Annotated in this window: 17 protein-coding genes; 9 read left to right on the top strand and 8 right to left on the bottom strand. The window is 63.2% G+C overall.

The features are described from left to right. Nucleotides 1-179 precede the first annotated feature (179 nt). Entirely contained in the window at nt 180-902 is a 723-nt protein-coding gene (locus NKI54_RS11430; RefSeq protein WP_352620710.1) for an intradiol ring-cleavage dioxygenase, read from the bottom strand. A 197-nt stretch (nt 903-1,099) separates the two neighbouring features. Here NKI54_RS11430 and NKI54_RS11425 point away from each other — a divergent pair, with 197 nt between their 5' ends. Both NKI54_RS11425 and NKI54_RS11420 read left to right on the top strand, forming a co-directional pair. Next, a complete protein-coding gene (locus NKI54_RS11425) occupies nt 1,100-2,167 on the top strand; it encodes a CobW family GTP-binding protein (protein WP_352590975.1) in 1,068 nt (355 codons plus the stop codon). A gap of 254 nt (nt 2,168-2,421) precedes the next feature. After that, a complete protein-coding gene (locus NKI54_RS11420) occupies nt 2,422-3,396 on the top strand; it encodes a WD40 repeat domain-containing protein (RefSeq protein ID WP_352634937.1) in 975 nt (324 codons plus the stop codon). 8 nt (nt 3,397-3,404) lie between these two features. Here NKI54_RS11420 and NKI54_RS11415 read toward each other — a convergent pair whose 3' ends face one another. After that, entirely contained in the window at nt 3,405-3,860 is a 456-nt protein-coding gene (locus NKI54_RS11415; RefSeq protein WP_352634934.1) for a hypothetical protein, read from the bottom strand. A 157-nt stretch (nt 3,861-4,017) separates the two neighbouring features. Between NKI54_RS11415 and NKI54_RS11410 the strand changes: the two genes are divergently transcribed. The 3 genes from NKI54_RS11410 (at nt 4,018) to NKI54_RS11400 (ending at nt 7,645) form a co-directional block, all read left to right on the top strand. Beyond that, nucleotides 4,018-5,400, top strand: a complete 1,383-nt coding sequence (locus tag NKI54_RS11410; RefSeq protein ID WP_352568393.1) for an aspartate aminotransferase family protein — start codon at nt 4,018-4,020, stop codon at nt 5,398-5,400. 14 nt (nt 5,401-5,414) lie between these two features. Then, nucleotides 5,415-6,836: a glutamine synthetase family protein gene (locus NKI54_RS11405; protein ID WP_352691499.1), complete on the top strand. Its 1,422-nt coding sequence runs from the start codon at nt 5,415-5,417 to the stop codon at nt 6,834-6,836. A gap of 86 nt (nt 6,837-6,922) precedes the next feature. Continuing rightward, on the top strand, nt 6,923-7,645 hold the full coding sequence (locus NKI54_RS11400) for a UdgX family uracil-DNA binding protein (RefSeq protein WP_352635054.1): 723 nt from the start codon (nt 6,923-6,925) through the stop codon (nt 7,643-7,645). 1 nt (nt 7,646) lies between these two features. On the opposite strand, the gene NKI54_RS11395 is transcribed toward NKI54_RS11400, so the two are convergent. From NKI54_RS11395 to NKI54_RS11380, 4 genes are all read right to left on the bottom strand, one after another. Further along, a complete protein-coding gene (locus NKI54_RS11395; protein WP_352590963.1) occupies nt 7,647-8,912 on the bottom strand; it encodes a glycerate kinase type-2 family protein in 1,266 nt (421 codons plus the stop codon). A gap of 175 nt (nt 8,913-9,087) precedes the next feature. Next, nucleotides 9,088-9,594, bottom strand: a complete 507-nt coding sequence (locus NKI54_RS11390) for a heme-degrading domain-containing protein (RefSeq protein WP_352590960.1) — start codon at nt 9,592-9,594, stop codon at nt 9,088-9,090. A gap of 74 nt (nt 9,595-9,668) precedes the next feature. Continuing rightward, complete coding sequence (gene guaD, locus NKI54_RS11385; RefSeq protein WP_352590957.1) at nt 9,669-10,982, bottom strand: guanine deaminase; 1,314 nt, start codon at nt 10,980-10,982, stop codon at nt 9,669-9,671. Next, nucleotides 10,979-12,196: a urate hydroxylase PuuD gene (locus NKI54_RS11380; RefSeq protein ID WP_352590954.1), complete on the bottom strand. Its 1,218-nt coding sequence runs from the start codon at nt 12,194-12,196 to the stop codon at nt 10,979-10,981. The genes guaD and NKI54_RS11380 overlap by 4 nt, the downstream gene beginning before the upstream one ends. A 141-nt stretch (nt 12,197-12,337) precedes the next feature. On the opposite strand from NKI54_RS11380, the gene NKI54_RS11375 reads away from it, so the two are divergent. The 4 genes from NKI54_RS11375 (at nt 12,338) to dps (ending at nt 16,232) form a co-directional block, all read left to right on the top strand. Beyond that, nucleotides 12,338-13,258: a LysR family transcriptional regulator gene (locus NKI54_RS11375; RefSeq protein WP_352590951.1), complete on the top strand. Its 921-nt coding sequence runs from the start codon at nt 12,338-12,340 to the stop codon at nt 13,256-13,258. Between the two features lie 75 nt (nt 13,259-13,333). Further along, a complete protein-coding gene (locus NKI54_RS11370; RefSeq protein WP_352691497.1) occupies nt 13,334-14,347 on the top strand; it encodes an LLM class flavin-dependent oxidoreductase in 1,014 nt (337 codons plus the stop codon). Beyond that, nucleotides 14,344-15,597 carry an LLM class flavin-dependent oxidoreductase gene (locus NKI54_RS11365; RefSeq protein ID WP_352590945.1) on the top strand — a complete coding sequence of 418 codons (1,254 nt, stop codon included), beginning with the start codon at nt 14,344-14,346 and terminating at the stop codon, nt 15,595-15,597. The genes NKI54_RS11370 and NKI54_RS11365 overlap by 4 nt, the downstream gene beginning before the upstream one ends. Before the next feature lie 146 nt (nt 15,598-15,743). Next, nucleotides 15,744-16,232 (top strand): DNA starvation/stationary phase protection protein Dps, encoded by a 489-nt coding sequence (gene dps, locus NKI54_RS11360; RefSeq protein ID WP_023676226.1) that lies wholly within the window; start codon nt 15,744-15,746, stop codon nt 16,230-16,232. A 43-nt stretch (nt 16,233-16,275) separates the two neighbouring features. On the opposite strand, the gene NKI54_RS11355 is transcribed toward dps, so the two are convergent. Beyond that, nucleotides 16,276-16,773, bottom strand: coding sequence for a hypothetical protein (locus NKI54_RS11355; RefSeq protein ID WP_352634926.1), 498 nt, complete (start codon nt 16,771-16,773; stop codon nt 16,276-16,278). Nucleotides 16,774-16,839: 66 nt separating this feature from the next. Further along, complete coding sequence (gene xdhC, locus NKI54_RS11350) at nt 16,840-17,844, bottom strand: xanthine dehydrogenase accessory protein XdhC (RefSeq protein WP_352635052.1); 1,005 nt, start codon at nt 17,842-17,844, stop codon at nt 16,840-16,842. Nucleotides 17,845-17,898 lie beyond the last annotated feature (54 nt).

The following is a 17,898-nucleotide window of genomic DNA, read 5'->3' as shown; positions in this document are numbered from 1 at the left end:
GAGCGGGCAGCATAGAAGCAGGCCGCCGATTGGCAATGACGATCGAAAACATTCCGGCTCGGAAAATAGCTTTGCCGGCAAGCTTCGCGGTGTTCGCCGTGGCTAATGCCAGATGTTTATTTCAGTTAGATGACAAACGACTTTCCGCAATGGCTGGATGAAGACGTGACGAGGTGTTCTCAACCGGCTTTCACCGCGACCACCATCAACGCCTGATAGGCGTCCGCCATTTCCCGCAGCGCTGCCTGCGACAGCGGCCCGGCCTGCCGCGCAATGCCGTCCCGCGCGTTCGATGTATCGCGTTTGCCGGGGCGATCTTTATAAGGCGCGACGGTGGCGAATATCTGCTCGCTGAGGCTGTCGGGGAAGAACATCTGGCCGGTCATCACCGAGCGGTCGTCGGGGAAGATCTTGAAATGGATGTGGGTGGTGCGGCCGCGATACCAGCCGGGATAGATGGTGGCGAAAGAAGCGATGCCGCTTTCATCGGTTCTCTGCCAGCCGCGGAGAAAGCTCTGGCCGGACGTGTCGATATCCTGCCCGTCGCCCTGTCCGGGATAGCCGGAATAGCTGCCTTGGGCGTCGCAATGCCAGATATCGACGCGTGCGCCGGGAAGCGGCTGGCAGGCGGCGTCGACGATTTGCAGCCGCACATTGAGGCCGATGCCCTTCTTGCCCTCGGTGATATCGGCGCGTTCGAGCTTCGGGTCGAAATAGAACGGCCCTTCGGTGACCTCGGGCGTGATGGCGCAGACGCCGGCACCGGCTTCGAACAAAGCAAGCCCGGCATAGGGCGAAACCTGCCCGGCCCTTGCACCGGCGGGCAGGAATATGCCGCCAGCGGTAACCGCAACGAGACCGAGCGCCTGCCGACGGCTTAGTGGCAACGACTTGTCGGACATCTGGCGCCTCTTCAACGCGAACAGCTCCGTAAATGACCCCGCCTATCTAGGGCCCGCTGTCAGGCGGCGCCAATGAAAGTTCGGTAATGTGAGGAAAGTTCGGCAATACCAGCCCCTCTTTGGCCCACCGGTTTGCCTCGTGCAAAAGCCGAGCACACATCCTATATGGAGCCGACAATCCCTATTCGAGGCACAATATGAGCGACGCACAGACGCAGATCCCCGTAACCGTCCTCACCGGCTATCTCGGCGCCGGCAAGACGACACTGCTCAACCGCATCCTTTCGGAAAACCATGGCAAGCGCTACGCCGTCATCGTCAATGAATTCGGCGAGATCGGCATCGACAACGAGCTGATCGTGGAATCCGACGAGGAAATCTACGAGATGAACAATGGCTGCGTCTGCTGCACCGTGCGCGGCGACCTGATCCGCGTCGTCGAAGGCCTGATGCGCAGGCCTGGCCGCTTCGACGCCATCCTCGTCGAGACCACTGGCCTCGCCGATCCCGTGCCGGTGGCGCAGACCTTCTTCATGGACGACGACGTGCGTTCCAAGACCAAGCTCGATGCGGTGGTGGCGCTGGTCGACGCCAAGCACCTGCCGCTGCGTCTGAAGGATTCCCGAGAGGCCGAGGACCAGATCGCCTTTGCCGATGTCGTCGTACTCAACAAGACCGATCTGGTCACCCCCGAAGAGCTGAGCAAGGTGGAGGCGACGATCCGCGCCATCAACCCGGCGGCACGAATCCATCGCACCACACGCGCCAGCGTGGCGCTGTCCGAGGTGCTCGATCGCGGTGCGTTCGACCTGTCCCGGGCGCTGGAGAACGATCCGCACTTCCTCGAGGCGCATGACGATCACGACCATCATGATCATGATCATGACCACCATCACCATGATCACGACGGCCATGATCACCACGATCATGACGGGCATCATCATGCGCACCCTTCCGACATCCATGACGTGACTGTGCAGTCGGTGTCGCTGCGCGGCGGCGAGATGGACCCGAAAAAGTTCTTCCCGTGGATCGAGAAGGTCACCCAGATGGAAGGCCCGAACATCCTGCGGCTGAAAGGGATCATTGCGCTGAAAGGCGATGACGAGCGCTATGTCATCCAGGGTGTGCACATGATCATCGAGGGCGACCACCAGCGCGCCTGGAAGGACGACGAGAAGCACGAGAGCCGGCTGGTGTTCATCGGCCGCGAACTCGACGCCGAGCGACTGAAGACAAGCTTCGAGGCCTGCCAGGCGGCTTGATTTCCGGACTTTATAGCGCTAGCGCTGCCCTTCTCTCCTTCTCCCCTTGTGGGAGAAGGTGGCCGAGCGAAAGCTCGGTCGGATGAGGGGTGTTCCAGCTTGGCAAGGACGGCACTCCGTCCAGCACCCCTCATCCGTCTTGGCGCTGCGCGCCAATCCACCTTCTCCCACAAGGGGAGAAGGTCGCGTCGAACCTAGCCACGCTTTCCTCCAATGGCGGCAAGGCGACCAAACAATCTAATGGAACAGTTCGCATGCCCACCGTCGCCCCGCTTGATCTCGAAGGCCACTGCGTTGCCGCCGTCTTCCTCGGCGACGTGCCGCATTTCGCGCTGGCCGACGGCGCGATCCACCGGCTCGACCATGGCCACAAGACGGTGCAGGCCAATGACGGGCTGCTCGCCGCCTTCCATGACGTGGCCAACGACCGGCTGATCACCGGCGGCGAGGACGGCAAGGTCTTTGCCGTCACCGCTGGCGGCGAGGCCGGGGAATTGGCGAGCGCCGGCAAGAAATGGATCACCAGCGTCGCTGCAGGGCCGCAAGGCGCCATCGCCTTCGCGTCGGGCAAGACCGCCTATGTGCGCTTTGCCGACGGCAAGACGAAAGAATTCGCGCATCCGCGCTCCGTCGAGGGACTGGCCTTCTCGCCCAAGGGCATGCGCTTCGGCGTTGCCCGCTACAATGGCGCGACGCTGCACTTCCCGGCTGCCGACGGCAAGCCGGTCGAGCTCGAATGGGCCGGCGCCCACACCGGCATCGCCTTCTCGCCGGACGGCGGCTTCGTCGTCACCACCATGCAGGAAAACGCGCTGCATGGCTGGAAGCTGGCCGACGGCAAGCACATGCGCATGTCCGGCTACCCCGGCAAGGTGAAAAGCCTGTCGTGGAGCGCCAAGGGCAAATGGCTGGCGAGTTCCGGCGCGCCGGCGGCGATCGTCTGGCCGTTTTCCGGCAAAGACGGGCCGATGGGCAAGGCGCCGCTGGAACTCGGCACGCGCGGCAATGCGATGGTCACCTCCGTCGCCTGTCACCCGAGCCAGGACGTCGTTGCTATCGGCTATGATGACGGGATGGTGATGGCGGTGCGCTTCGCCGACGCCAAGGAAGTGCTGTTGCGCCGGCCGGGCAAGGGCGCCGTCACTTCGATGATGTGGGACAAGGAAGAGCGCCGCGTCGCCTTTGGCAGCGCTGCGGGCGACTGCGGCGTCATCGATATTTCGGCGTAGCCTGTTACTTACTCGGCTCCGCAAGATACTTTGCCGGTCAATTCAGCCGGTTTGCCGTCCTTTTCGGCATCGGCCGTTACATCATGGATTGAGAGCAAATAGCGACCGTCATAGACGCCTTCGTCGCTGGCCTTGGTCAGGATCGCCAGTTCGACATAGCCGTAGGCGTTTTCGACCTGCCGTTCGTGGTAGACGAGCAGCCGCAATTCCTTGTTGTCGAGCCAATATTGCGTGAGGTTCTGATCCTCGAACAATGTCTCGCGCAGACTGTCGCCAGCCGGCCTGCCCAGAATCTCGAGCTCGCCGCTAAAATTGAAGGTCGGCCCGCCCATGCCTCTGGTGATCCCGGCACCGACCTGAAATTTGACGGCTGCATCCTCGGCGGAACACCAGATGCCGCCGGACGCCAGAGCCGCACCAACCGACGACAGCAGCGTTGCTGCGCAGACGATCGCCCGCACCATCTTATGCCCTCCAGCCGAAGTACCATTGGCGCCCGAAGGCGGCTCGCGGTCAAGCGCCTGTTTTCATTCAAATGACCGCTGACCCAACACAGGGCAGCCGCCCGGCCAATTGCGGTGGCGGATGCCGATTGTCTAAAGTGCGACTGAGAGGGCCGCCATGAACGTCATGAACCATTCAAAGACTTGCATCGGCGGCATCGGCCCGGCCCGGATCGTCGAGTTGCGCGCGACCGAGGCAGAAGTCTTCCGCCGGGCGCGGCCAAAATCGATGGCGAAAATCGGCAATGGCCTGCCCGGCTTCTTCGGCGGCGTGCCGATGCATTGGATGAACGACTGGCCGACGCCATTCCCGATCCTCGTCGATAGTGCCAGGGGCGCCATCATCAGAGATATCGACGGCAACCGGCTCGACGATTTCTGCCTTGGCGACACCGGTTCGATGTTCGGTCATTCGCCGCCGCCCGTCGCCCGCGCCATCCGCCGGCAGGCCGGACGCGGCCTGACCTACATGCTGCCTGCCGAGAACGCGCTCGCCATCGGGCCGTTGCTGCAGCAGCGCTTCGGTTTGCTGTCGTGGCAGATTGCGACGACGGCGACCGATGCCAACCGCTTCGCGCTGCGGGTTGCCCGCGCCGTTACCGGCCGGGAGAAGATACTGGTCTTCAACGGCTGCTATCATGGCTCGGTCGACGAGACGATGGTGCGGCTGGTCGCCGGGAAAGCGGTGAATCGACCGGGACTGGCCGGCGAGTTCCGCGACCTGACGCGGGCGACTGATGTCGTCGAGTTCAACGATCTGCCGGCGCTCGACGCGGCACTCCGGGGCAACGATGTCGCCTGCGTCATCGCCGAGCCGGTGCTGACCAATTCCTGCATGGTGCTGCCCGAAGCCGGCTTTCATGATGGCTTGCGGCGTCTCACCCGTGCGACCGGCACGCTGCTTCTAATCGACGAGACGCATACAATCTCGACCGGTCCCGGCGGCTATACAAGCAAATACGGGCTGGAGCCGGACCTGTTCGTGCTGGGCAAGCCGATTGCCGGCGGCGTACCGGCGAGCGTCTGGGGCATGAGCGAAGACGTTGCGGCCCGCTATGCCGCTTATATCAGCCGGAAAGAGCCCGGCTACTCCGGCATGGGGACAACGCTGTCGGCCAATCCGCTGCAATTCGCAGCGATGCGCGCCACGCTCGAATACGTCATGACCGACGAGAACTACAGCCATATGGACCATCTGGCGCAGCGGCTCGACGCCGGGCTGACCGCCGTCATCGATCGCTATCGTCTGCCCTGGCATGTTGCTCGCGTCGGTGCCCGTGTCGAGTTCATCTGCGCGCCGGGCCCGCTGAGGAACGGCGGCGAAGCGGAAGCTGCGCACGTGCCGGAGCTCGAGGCGGCAATCCATGTCGCGCTGGTCAATCGCGGCGTGCTGATCGCACCCTTCCACAACATGATGCTGATCTCTCCTACGACCAGCGCCGCCCAGGTGAACCGGCTGATCACTGCCTTCGGCGCGGTTGCGGCAAAGCTTACGGCGTGAGACAAGCTTTCGGCATGAAACAAGCGCCCAAGCAAAGTTTGAACCTGGTCACGGCATCCCCTTCGGGCTCGACGCCCGCCGAGGCGCAGGCCTTTCTCGACGCTCATCCCGAGATCGAAGCGTTCGACATCGTGCTGACCGACGCCAATGGCGTCGGGCGCGGCAAGATCGTGCGCCGGCATGAGTTGATGAGCATCTTCGAGGGGGGCCGGCACATGCCGATCTCGATCCTCGGCCTCGACATCACCGGCGAGGATGTTCACGAGACCGGGCTGATCTGGACGACGGGCGACGGCGACCTGCGGGCGTGGCCGATCCCCGGCACACTGGTGCCGCTGTTCGGCACCCAGCCGCCGCGCGGCCAGGTGCTGATGGCGATGTACCATCTCGATGGCCAGCCGATGTCGTCCGACCCGCGGCTGGCACTCGCCCGCCAGGTAGACATCCTCGCGGCCAAGGGCCTGCATCCGGCCGGCGCCTTCGAGCTCGAATTCTTCCTGCTCGCCAACGAGCGCGATGCCGAAGGCAAGGTGCAGCCGGCGCACGCGGTGCTTGACGGACGCCGCTCGGCCAAGACGGAGGTCTATTCCGTCGACCATCTGCACGGCATGGAGCCGCTGTTTTCCGACATCTACGCCGCAGCCAAGGTGCAAGGCATCCCGGCCGAGACGATCATCTCGGAATATGCGCCCGGCCAGTACGAGCTGACGCTCAACTACCGCAAGGATGTGATGCGGGCGGCCGACGATCTCGTGATGCTCAAGCGACTGGTGCGGGCGCAGGCGCGCCGTCATGGTGTCACCGCTTGCTTCATGGCCAAGCCGATCGAGAAATATGCCGGCTCGGGCATGCATTTTCATGTCTCGCTGTTGGACGATGCCGGCAAGAATGTCTTTGCCGAAACCGGCGGCGAAAGCTGGTCTCTGCCGCTGCTGCGCGGCCTCGGCGGACTGATCCAGACGATGGCGGAATCGATGCTGGTCTTCGCGCCGCATGCCAATTCATGGCGGCGCTTCGTCTCGCAATCCTATGCGCCGGTGGCGCCGACCTGGGGCGTCAACAACCGTTCGGTGGCACTGCGTGTGCCGGCCGGCGATGCCAAGAACCGCCGCATCGAGCACCGGCCATCGGGCGTCGACGCGAATCCTTACCTAGTGGCAGCAACGGTGCTGGCCGGTGTCGTCAAAGGCCTCGACGAAGGCCTCGATCCCGGTCCCGAAACCACCGGCAATGGCTACGAATCGGCCGTCACGCTCACGACGATGCCGGTCGACTGGCGTGCCGCGATCGAGGCGGCAAGGGCGTCGACCTTCCTCAAGGGCGCATTGGGCGAAGACCTGCACCGGACGTTCGTGGCGATCAAGCAATCGGAATATCTGCGCGTGGCGCGCACGGTCAGCGAACTGGATTATCACCTCTATCTGCACGAGGTGTAGGGCATCACATCGTCGGCCATCCGCCGTCGAAGGCCCATGCGGAATAATTTCAACGGAACCTTCGGCGGGCTTTGCTCATTGCGTGTCTGATTGCAGGAGCGAACAAGGCCGCCTTAGTCATGATCGCCAGGATGCAGACAACCCCGACGCCGCACCATGCCAAGGTGCAGGCAAGACGCTTGCCTGCAAGCAAGTCTCCGGAAACGACAGAAATCGACGCCAGGACGATTCCTGAACTGCGCGAAACGGCCAAGATCTGCCGCCGCTGTCCGCTATGGCACGACGCCACGCAGACCGTGTTCGGTGAAGGCCCTGATAAAGCCAAGGTGATCTTCGTCGGCGAACAGCCGGGCGACCAGGAGGACCTGGCGGGCAAGCCCTTCGTCGGTCCGGCGGGCAAGGTGTTTGACGCGATCCTGGACGATGCCGGCGTCGATCGGCTGAAAGTCTATGTCACCAATGCGGTCAAGCATTTCAAGTTCGAGCCGCGCGGCAAGCGGCGCATCCACTCCAAGCCGAACGCCGGCGAGGTGCAGGCTTGCCGCTGGTGGCTCGACAAGGAAATCGATCTGATCAAGCCCAATCTGGCGGTGGCGCTCGGCGCAACGGCGGCGCAGGCGCTGCTTGGTAAGGTGGTGCCGATCATGAAGATGCGCGGGGCCGTCGTGGAGCGTGACGATGGCTTGCGTGTCTTCGTCACCATCCACCCGTCCTTCATCCTGCGCATTCGCGAGCCGGCGGACAGGCAGGCAGAACGCGACCGGTTCCTGCAGGATATGAGAGCGGTGAAAAAGCTAATGGCCGCCTGAGCTATTTGATCAATATCGCCCGGAGATCGTTGACGTTTGTGCCGGTCGGACCGGGTACGAAAAGGTCATCTACGGCATTGAATGCCGTCCAGGCGTTGTTGCCGGCAAGCATGGCCTTGGCATCGACGCCCGCCTTATGCATCCGCGACACTGTCGAGCCGTCGGCGAAGGCGCCGGCATTGTCTTCCGAACCGTCAATGCCGTCGGTGTCGGCGGCCAGTGCGTGGACGCCCGCCATGCCGCTGATCCCAATGGCGAAGGCGAGCAGGAATTCCGAGTTGCGGCCGCCTTTGCCTTTCGCGCGCAAGGTCACGGTCGTCTCGCCGCCCGACAGGATCAGCACCGGTTTTGCGAATGGCCGGTTGCGCGTCGCCACTTCGCGCGCGATTGCAGCGTGGACGCCGCCGACCTCACGCGCCTCGCCCTCGATGGAATCGGAGAGAATGACCGCTTCGATACCTTGGTACCTGGCTTCGGCCGCAGCCGCTTCCAGCGATACGCCGGCCGAGGCGATCAGATGTACCTCGTTGCGCGAAAAACGCGGATCATCGACGCGCGGTGCATCGGCGGCCGGCGAATTGATGTGCGCCATCACTGAAGCCGGTAGTTTCATGTCATAGGCGGCGATCGACGCTAATGCATCTTCGCGGCTGCCGGAATCGGGAACGGTCGGGCCGGAAGCGACCAGCGCCGGGTTATCGCCCGGAATGTCGGAGACCACCAGCGACACCACCTTGGCTGGATAGGCAGCGGCCGCCAGCCTGCCGCCCTTGATCGTGGAAACATGTTTGCGGATGGTGTTCATCGCGGCGATCGGCGCGCCGGAGGCGAGCAGCGCCTCGTTGACGGCGATCTCGTCGGCCAGCGTCAGACCTTCGGCAGGTGACGGCAGCAGCGCCGAGCCGCCGCCCGAAATGAGCGCCACGACGAGGTCGTCCGCAGTCAGTCCCTGGACTTTTTCGAGCAGCCGCCGGGAAGCTTCGAGCCCTGCGGCATCCGGCACCGGATGCGCCGCCTCGATGATCTCGATGCGCCGGCAGGCCGCTCCATAGCCGTAGCGGGTGACGACCAGCCCTTCGATCGGCCCGTCCCACACTTTCTCGAAAGCCGCCGCCATCTGCGCCGAGCCTTTTCCCGCGCCGATGATGATCGTCCGTCCCTTCGGCCTTGCGGGCAAATGATCCTTGATCGTCCTCTGGGGATCGGCGGCGGCAACGGCGGCGTTGAAGATCGAAATGAGAAAGGACTTGGGATCGAGCGCGGTCATACTGAGCTACCACGGACGCTGTGCGAGCTTCTGCGGCGTTTGCGCTGCCCCTCACCCTTACCCTCTCCCCGTATAGAGACGGGGAGAGGGGATCGCCAGCGTTGGAGCGTTTCCCTTCTCCCCATCACTACGCGGGGAGAAGGTGCCGGCAGGCGGATGAGGGGCAGCGCCAACGTCACGATGTTGCTTCCGGCGGCAGGACCAACTCCTGGCTATCGACGCCCAAGTAGCTACACAGCGTATCGACGACCACTCCGTGGTCCTCGCGCTCCGGTAGACCGGAGACGGCGATCACGCCGATGACGCCAGCGCCCTTGACAGTGATGGGAAAGCCGCCACCGGCCAGCACATAGTCGGCAACGTCCAGCCCCTCGCCGGGCTTGAAGCTGCGGTCGGGGCGCTGCTGCTCCAGCACAATGCGGTAGGTGCTTTTCAGGAACCGCCGCACGACGTTGATCTTGCGCCGCGCCCAGTCCGGATTGGAGGCGTTCGAGCCGGGCATTGCCGCATAGAACAACGGCCGGTCGAAAGTTCTGATATCGACGATGATCGGCAGGTTTTCCTCGAGAGCCCGGTCGCGGATCGCCGAGCCGATCTCGAAAGCGACGGCTTCATCGAAGGCCGAAAAGACAAGCGTGGCTTCCTGTTTCTTGATCAGAGCGATGTCGTCCGCAACGGCCATGTCGTTCCCCTGTCGATCTCGCCTGTTGCTTTGGCGGATGGCTGCCGCCCGGTCAAGCCGGCCGCATACGACGGCTAAACCGCTATATCCGCCTTGGCCGCCCGGCCGGCGACATAGACCTCGCGCACGGCGCGGTCGTCGCCGAGCGTCTGCAGCAGAAACAATTCCTCGGCGAGCGTGTCCGCCGTCTCCACCCGCAGCCGCATCGCCGGCGTGGCGCGGGCGTCGAGTACGATGATATCGGCGTCGCTGCCTTCCTCCAGGGTGCCGATCTTTTCCGCAAGCGACAGCGCCTCGGCATTGCCGCGGGTCAATTGCCAGAACGACTGGAACGGATTGAGCTTCTCGCCGTTCAGCGCGATCACCTTGTAGCCCTCGTCCATGGTGCGCAGCATCGAATAGTTGGTGCCACCGCCGACATCGGTGGCGGCGGCGATGCGAAGCGGCTTCTCGCGGCGGCTATAGCGCTGATAATCGAACAGGCCCGAGCCGAGAAACAGGTTGGAGGTCGGGCAGAACACCGCCACCGAGCCGCTATCCGAAAGCGCATCCGCCTCGCGTTCCGACAGGTGGATGCAATGGCCGAACAGGCTTCTGCGCCCGAGCAGCCCATAGTGTTCGTAGATATCGGTGTAGTCCCGCGTCTGCGGGTATAATTGCTGCGTGAAGGCGATCTCGGCGTGGTTTTCCGACAGATGCGTCTGCATGTGCAGATCAGGATATTCGCGGCAGAGCGCGCCCGCCATCTCCAATTGCTCGGGCGACGAGGTGATGGCGAAGCGCGGCGTGATGGCATAGTGCTGGCGTCCCTTGCCGTGCCACTCATCGATCAACGCCTTGCTGTCGTCATAGCCCGATTGCGGCGTGTCGAGCACGCCGTCCGGCGCGTTGCGGTCCATCATCACCTTGCCGGCGATGTTGAGCATGTTGCGGTCGTGCGACTCGGCGAAGAACGCTTCGGCAGATTCCTTGTGTACCGAGCAATATGCCGCGACTGTCGTGGTGCCATGCCGCAATACTTCATCCAGGAACAGCCTGGCGATACGGCGGCCATGCTGGGCGTTCTGGAATTTTGTCTCTTCCGGAAAAGTGTAGGTGTTCAGCCAGTCGAGCAGCTCGGCGCCGAAGGAAGCGATGACCTGCATCTGCGGAAAATGCGCGTGCGCATCGATGAACCCGGGCAGCAGCAGATGCGGCCTGTGGTCGATTTTTTTTGTTCCCTCGCCCGCCTTTTTCTCGACCTCGGCATAGGCGCCCGCGGCAACGATCCTGCCGTCGCGCATCAGCAGGCCGCCATCTTGCTCGTAACGCCAGGCGGAATGGTCGTCGATGGTTTCGGGCCAGCGCAAAAACGACAGCGTACGGCCGCGCAGGAGCGTGCCGGTCATTTCCTTGCGCCTTCGAACCATGCCACCAGCAGTGCCCGTTCCTCGTCGGTGATCTGGGTGACGTTGGCGGGCGGCATGGCGTGGCTGCGGCCAGCCTGCAGGTAAATCTCGCCGGCGTGCTCGGCGATGCCGGCATCGGTATCGAGCATCACGCCCTTAGGCGCGTGGTAAATGCCCGCGTAGGACGGCTCCGCCGCGTGGCACATCGAACAGCGGCCAAGCACCGTATCGCGCACGGCGGGAAAATGCGCCGAGGCGACGTAGACCTGTGCAGCCGACGAGGCCTTCACCTCGCCGGTCAGCAGCTTCGGTGCCGTCGACAGCCAGATGATGACGACGAACAGGACGGCGGCCGCCAGCCAGGTCCAGGTCGGATTGCCTTTGCGCGCATGCCTGGTGTTGAAATAGTGCCGGATCAGCACGCCGATGATGAACACCAGCGAGGCGATGACCCAGTTGAACTCTGTCCCGAACGCCAGCGGATAATGGTTCGACAGCATCAGGAACAAAACCGGCAGCGTCAGGTAATTGTTGTGCAGCGAGCGCTGCTTGGCGATCTTGCCGTATTTCGGATCGGGCTTACGGCCGGCGATCAGGTCGGCGACGACGATCTTCTGGTTGGGGATGATGACCATGAAAACGTTGGCCGACATGATCGTCGCGGTGATGGCGCCGAGATGCAGGAAGGCGGCGCGGCCGGTGAACAGGTGGGTCAGTCCCCAGGCCATGAATACCAGCACCCCATACAGCACCAGCATCAGGCCGGTGTCGCTGTTGCCGAGCGGCGAACGGCACAAGAGATCGTAGACCACCCAGCCGACGCCGATCGTCGCCAGCGACAGCAAGATGCCTGTAGGCACCGACATGGCAAGCACATTCGGATCGATCAGGAACAGGTCCGCACCGGCATAGTAGACGACGCACAGCATGGCGAAGCCCGACAGCCAGGTGGCGTAGGATTCCCACTTGAACCAGGTCAGATGCTCGGGCATCTCAGCCGGCGCCACCAGATATTTCTGCACATGGTAGAAGCCGCCGCCATGCACCTGCCATTCCTCGCCGAAGGCTCCGGCAGGCATGCCCGGACGCTGGCGCAGCCCGAGATCGAGCGCGACGAAATAAAACGACGATCCAATCCAAGCGATACCGGTGACGACGTGCAGCCAGCGCACGGCGAAACTCAGCCAATCCCAGAATATCGCGAAATCCATCATGAAAGAAATCGTCCCTGCCGATCCACTGACTTTACGGACTGGAGCGCAAACGGAAAGGGCCGAGCTGCACGATGACTTTCAAAAAAAATTGGAAAATACTAGGCTGATCATACGCAGCCACATGAGAGCCACGGAAGCCGCATGGCCTATCTCGACAACATCGCCGTTTTCGTTCGCGTCGTCGAGCTCGGCAATTTATCGGCGGCTGGGCGCGACATGCGCATTTCGCCGGCGGTCGCTTCCAATCGGATCAAGGAGCTCGAGAAGCACCTGGGCGTCAGGCTGTTCAACCGCACGACGCGGCAGTTGATGCCGACCGAGCACGGCACGGTGTTCTACTCCGGCGCCAAGCAGGTGCTGGAGGCGGTCACCGAGGCCGAAGCTGCGGTCAGCGCGTTATCCGGGCAGCCGCGCGGCACCATAAAGGTGACAGCGCCGCTCGGCCTCGGGCGGCGGCTGGTAGCATCCGGAATCCCGGATTTCCACGACAGGTACCCCGATATCGAGGTGCGGCTCCGGCTTTCCGATCACAATGTCGATATCATGAAGGAAGGCATCGACGTTGCCTTCCGGCTGGGCATCATCGAGGATTCCAGCCTCAGGATGCGCGGCATCATGGAATGCGAACGCGTTCTGGTGGCGGCTCCGCAATATCTGGAAGCGCGCGGCGAGCCTACCGAGCCGCAGGAGTTGATCGGCAAGAAGCACGATTGCCTGATGCTGCGCTATTCCGGCGCGCGCGAATATGTCTGGACGCTGCAGACGCCGAACGGACCGCAAAAATTCGAGGTGCACGGCCCCTACGATACCGATGATGGCGACGTGCTGACCGGCTGGGCGCTGTCCGGCCGCGGCATCATCAACAAGCCGCGCTTCGAGGTCGAGCCGTTTATCCGCGACCAGCGGCTGAAGGTGATCCTGAGCAACACGCCGCCGACGCCGGTGCAGTTCGCCGCCGTCTACCCTCATAAGAAGCTGCAGGATCCGAAGGTGCGGCTGCTGCTCGATTTCATGGCCGAGCGCTGCCAGCGGCTGATCAGGGATATTCTGGCCGGCAAATGATCGCCGGCTGGCCGGTTGCTTTCCGTCCAGCCGGCGAGATAATTCTCAAGGAATCTCGCTCAACAGGGAAAAGCGATGGCCAACGGCGCCACAATGTGTCTCGCCGTTTCACTGTCTCCGGAAGCCGCCCCTTCCCATCCGCCCGACGCCGGCTCGGACTTCAGTCTGCTGACGCGGTTCGTGCAAGAAGCCGAAGCGGCCGGTCTGGACATGGTGTTGCTGGGCGATTCCGCGCCGGTTGCAGGCGGGCCGAACCGGCAAATGCGCTTCGAAGCAACGACCTTGGTGGCGGCGCTGGCGACGGTGACAAGCAGGATCGGCCTTGCCGCCGCGGCGTCGACGGTCGCCCACCAGCCCTACAACCTCGCACGCCGTTTCGCCTCGCTCGATATTATCAGCCATGGCCGCGCCGGCTGGAACGCGAGCATGTTTCCCGATCCGCGCGAGGCGGCCAATTTCAGCCGGCCGGAAGGGTTTTCCGGCGACGATTTCCGCCTGCGCGCCGAGGAATTCATCGGCATCGTGCAAGGCTTGTGGAAAGGCTGGGACGCAGACGCGCTGCTGTTCGACAAAAGTGGCGGCCGCTTCTTCGATCCTGAAAAGATGCATTTGCTCGACCACAAGGGCGAATGTTTTTCCGTGCGCGGGCCGCTCAACGTGGCGCGGTCGCCGCAGGACACGCCGATGCTGGTCATGTCCGGCCTGTCCGAGCCCGACACGGATATCGCCGCCCGCACCGCCGATGTCGTCCTGCTGGATGAGCCATCGATCGAGCCGGCGAAGGCTGGCGATCTGAAGCGCCGTGTGCTTGCCTTCGGGCGCAGTCCGGAGGCGCTGAAAGTGCTGATGAACGTTACCGTCAGCGCCGAAATAACCGCCGCGCCGGACCTGTTTGCGGACAGGCTCGAAGAGTGCTTTCGCTCGAAAGCCTGCGACGGTTTCAACATCGCCATGCCCTTCACATCGGCGCTCGACGATTTCGTCGGTCTCGTGCTGCCGGAGCTTCGCCGCCGCGGCCTTGTCCGGTCCGGCTACAGCGCGGCGACACTGCGCGCCCATCTCGGGCTTGCAGGGGAGGATCGGCAATGAGCGCCGGTCGAGGCCAGATGAAGCTCGGCGCCTTCCTGTGGGCGACAGGCCACCACATCGCCGCCTGGCGCCATCCGCAGGCGCATGTCACGGCCGGCATCGACATCGACCATTACGTCCAGTTGGCGCGGACGGCGGAAGCAGCCAAGTTCGACATGATCTTCTGCGAGGACGCCGCCGGCGTGCGCGAGGCCAATGTCAACATCGCCAGCCAAACGTCGCGCTCGATCGGCTTCGAGCCGATAAGCCTGCTTGCCGCGCTCGCCGTCCAGACGGAGCGCATCGGCCTCGTCTCCACGGCGTCGACGAGCTATAACGAGCCTTACGGACTGGCGCGGACCTTCCTGTCGCTCGACCATCTGAGCGGTGGCCGAGCCGGCTGGAACCTCGTCACTTCGGCGAGCCAGATCGAGGCCGCCAATTTCGGCTCGACCGGACTGCGCCCACATGCGGACCGCTACGAACGCGCGCGCGAATTCGCTGCCGTGGTTACCGGCCTTTGGCGAGGCCAGGGTGGACACGAAGGCAGAAGTTTTTCGGTGCGCGACCCGCTCGATCTGCCGCGCTCGCCACAAGGTGCGCCGGTCATGGTTCAGGCAGGAGCGTCGGACGAGGGCCGCGATCTCGCCGCCCGGACCGCCGATGTGGTGTTCACTGCGGCGCAAACATTCGAGGAGGCAAAGGCCTTCTACGACGACCTCAAGGGACGGCTGGCGCCCCATGGGCGCGAGCCGGAGGACGTCAAGATCATGCCCGGCGTCGCGCCGGTCGTCGCGGCAAGCGAAGCGGAAGCCCGGGCAAAACATGATGAACTGCAGGAGCTGATACCGGACGATGTCGGCGTCGCGCTGCTTTCCAGCTATCTCAGCATATCCGATCTCGCGCGCTATCCCATCGACGGACCGCTGCCCGAGCTGCCGGCCAGCGAAGGCATGCAGAGCCGGCAGGCGCTCGTCATCGAGCAATCCCGCCGCGACAAGCTGTCCATTCGCCAGCTTGCCCGTCATTTCGCCGGCGCGCGCGGTCATTGGCGCGTCGTCGGAACTCCGGCCCAGATCGCCGACCAGCTCGAGGCACGCTTCGAGGGCGGCGCGGCAGACGGTTTCAACGTCATGCCATCCTATTTTCCCGGCGAACTCGAAGCCTTTGCCACGCTTGTCGTGCCGGAGCTGCAGCGGCGCGGGCTTTTCCGGAAGGATTATGAAGGTAGCACGCTGCGCGACCATCTGGGCTTGAAAACGCCGGCGTAAAACGACGAGCGGAACGAAAGTCGGAGATCGCCGTTTTGGGATGCTGTGCCGCGGCGATGAGGGCGTCTGCGCGCATATTCGATTGACCATCCCAAACTTCGCCCTCTTTTCAAACCACGCGGACGCAACCGCCACAGGAGCCGATCATGGATGCCATCGCCACCCGCAATGACCTGCAATCCAATGCCAAGAAAGAGTGTATCGATCTTCTCAATGCCCGCCTCGCCGACGCCATCGATCTGGCCTTGATCACCAAGCAGGCGCACTGGAACGTCAAGGGACCGCAATTCATCGCCATCCACGAGATGCTCGACACGTTCCGCGAGGAGATCGACGGCCATGTCGACACCATTGCCGAGCGCGCCGTACAGCTCGGCGGCACGGCGCTCGGCACCTCGCAGGAGGTGTCGAAGGCGACTATGCTGGAGGCCTATCCGACCGACATCCACAAGACCCGAGACCATCTGGCGGCGCTGATCGACCGCTATGCCGCGACCGCCAAGCGGGCACGCGCCGCGATCGACGAAGCGGCTGGCGCGGGCGACGCCGATACCGCCGACATCTTCACCGCCTATTCGCGCTCGCTCGACAAATTGCTGTGGTTCCTTGAGGCGCACACGCAGGAGAAGGAATAGCTCTTTTTGGACGGCGCTATTTGCTCGGCGCGCCGGGGTTCGATTAGAAATTCCTCTCGAACTTCGGCACCTCAAGCTTCACCCGGCGATTTAGCTCATCGTGTCCGCCCTGGAACGCGGTGTAGCCAATGCTGGTTTTCTTGGAACGAAGCTGGAAATCTCCTGTCCATTTGCGACCAGCCCATTCGATGTCTTCCCACCGAATAAATCGAGGCGGCATGAATGGCTGCCGGATTCCTATTCCCTCGACATTCCAAAAGACTACGCGAACATAAAAGAACCAAATCCACCCGATCAGGCTCAGACCAAAGCCAACCAGTAGACCAAAAATCCAGGGAAGTTGCTCGCTCGGTGTTTCGCTGTGTCCGGCAACCACAACGACCGCGATAAAGCCCGCAAGCAGGACCGCAAACACATGCACAAACCAGGTGGCGCGGAGTGTTTGCCCGCCGGCGTGTCGCGCAGCGGGCGTTCGCGATCCTATTGTAGACGCCAAGAAAACTGCAAAAGCAGCCAGAAGAGCTATGACAAGCTGTTTCATCAATATGTGCTGCTCGTGTTTTTCTCGGCCTTACGCGCCAACTGCTCCAGTCTTTCGTTCATAGCATCAAAAAGTCTGCGACGATGATGCGGTCGACCGACCACCGCCCGGTGATTGGGAATATTTTGGCCCGTCGACGGGTAAATAATACCTCGCCAATGCCGTCATGATTTCGGCTGCGGCGAGTGCGGCGATCACCTGCGGGCGCTTGTCTTTCACCGTATCGCCGCCGATCGGCGAGACGAGGCGGGCAAATTCCGCCTCGCTTCCGTCCGCCGACTTAAGGAACCAGTTCCGGAAGGTCGCCTTCTTGGTTCTGGAGCCGATCATGCCGACATAGGCGGCATCCCGGCGTTTCAGCGCCTCGGCGACGATCAGGAAGTCCAGCGCATGGTCATGGGTGAGGACGACGAAGGCGGATCCAGCCGGGGCTTCGCGCACCATTGCCTCAGGCATCGGCGTCAGGCTTGTTTCTACCGCTTCCGGCATGCCCTCCAGCGCCTCGGCTCGCGTCTCGACAACGACGACATGCACCGGCAGCAAGGCCATCGCGGAGGCCAGCGCTTGGCCGACATGGCCGCCGCCGAAGATGTAGACATGCGGTAGCTGCGCTTCCTCGGCTTCCGCCGCCGCAACCAGCTTGGCTTCAAGCGCGGGGTCGACCAGCCGGATCAGCAGCTCGACCCTGCCGCCGCAGCACTGCCCGATCTCCGGGCCGAGCGCGATGTCGAGGGTATCCCTCCCCCTTGAGGGGAGGGTGGCGGCGAAGCCGCCGGGTGGGGTCGCCGCGGCAGTGCTCGACGCGCTGGCGGTGCCTTCTGAGACGACTCCCTCTGGCCGCTTCGCGGCCATCTCCCCCTCAAGGGGGGAGAAAAGCATCTGCCGCGCTTTGTCGATCGCCATGTATTCGAGCTGGCCGCCGCCGATCGTGCCGAAAGTGGCCGATCCCGAGACGAGCATGAGGGCACCCGTCTCGCGCGGCGTCGAACCTTTTGTCCCGGCCACCTCAACCAAGGCGACCCGGCCGGCACCGGCAAGAAAGGCTTTCAGGCTCTGCACTTTCGCGTTCATCATTCGCGTTCCCTATCGGGAAATATAGAGTTTTTCAGCCTGAATTGCACGTTT

The sequence above is a fragment of the Mesorhizobium sp. M0663 genome (genome assembly GCF_040320585.1).
GTDB lineage: Bacteria > Pseudomonadota > Alphaproteobacteria > Rhizobiales > Rhizobiaceae > Mesorhizobium.
This window is presented reverse-complemented; position numbering and strand designations above follow the sequence as displayed.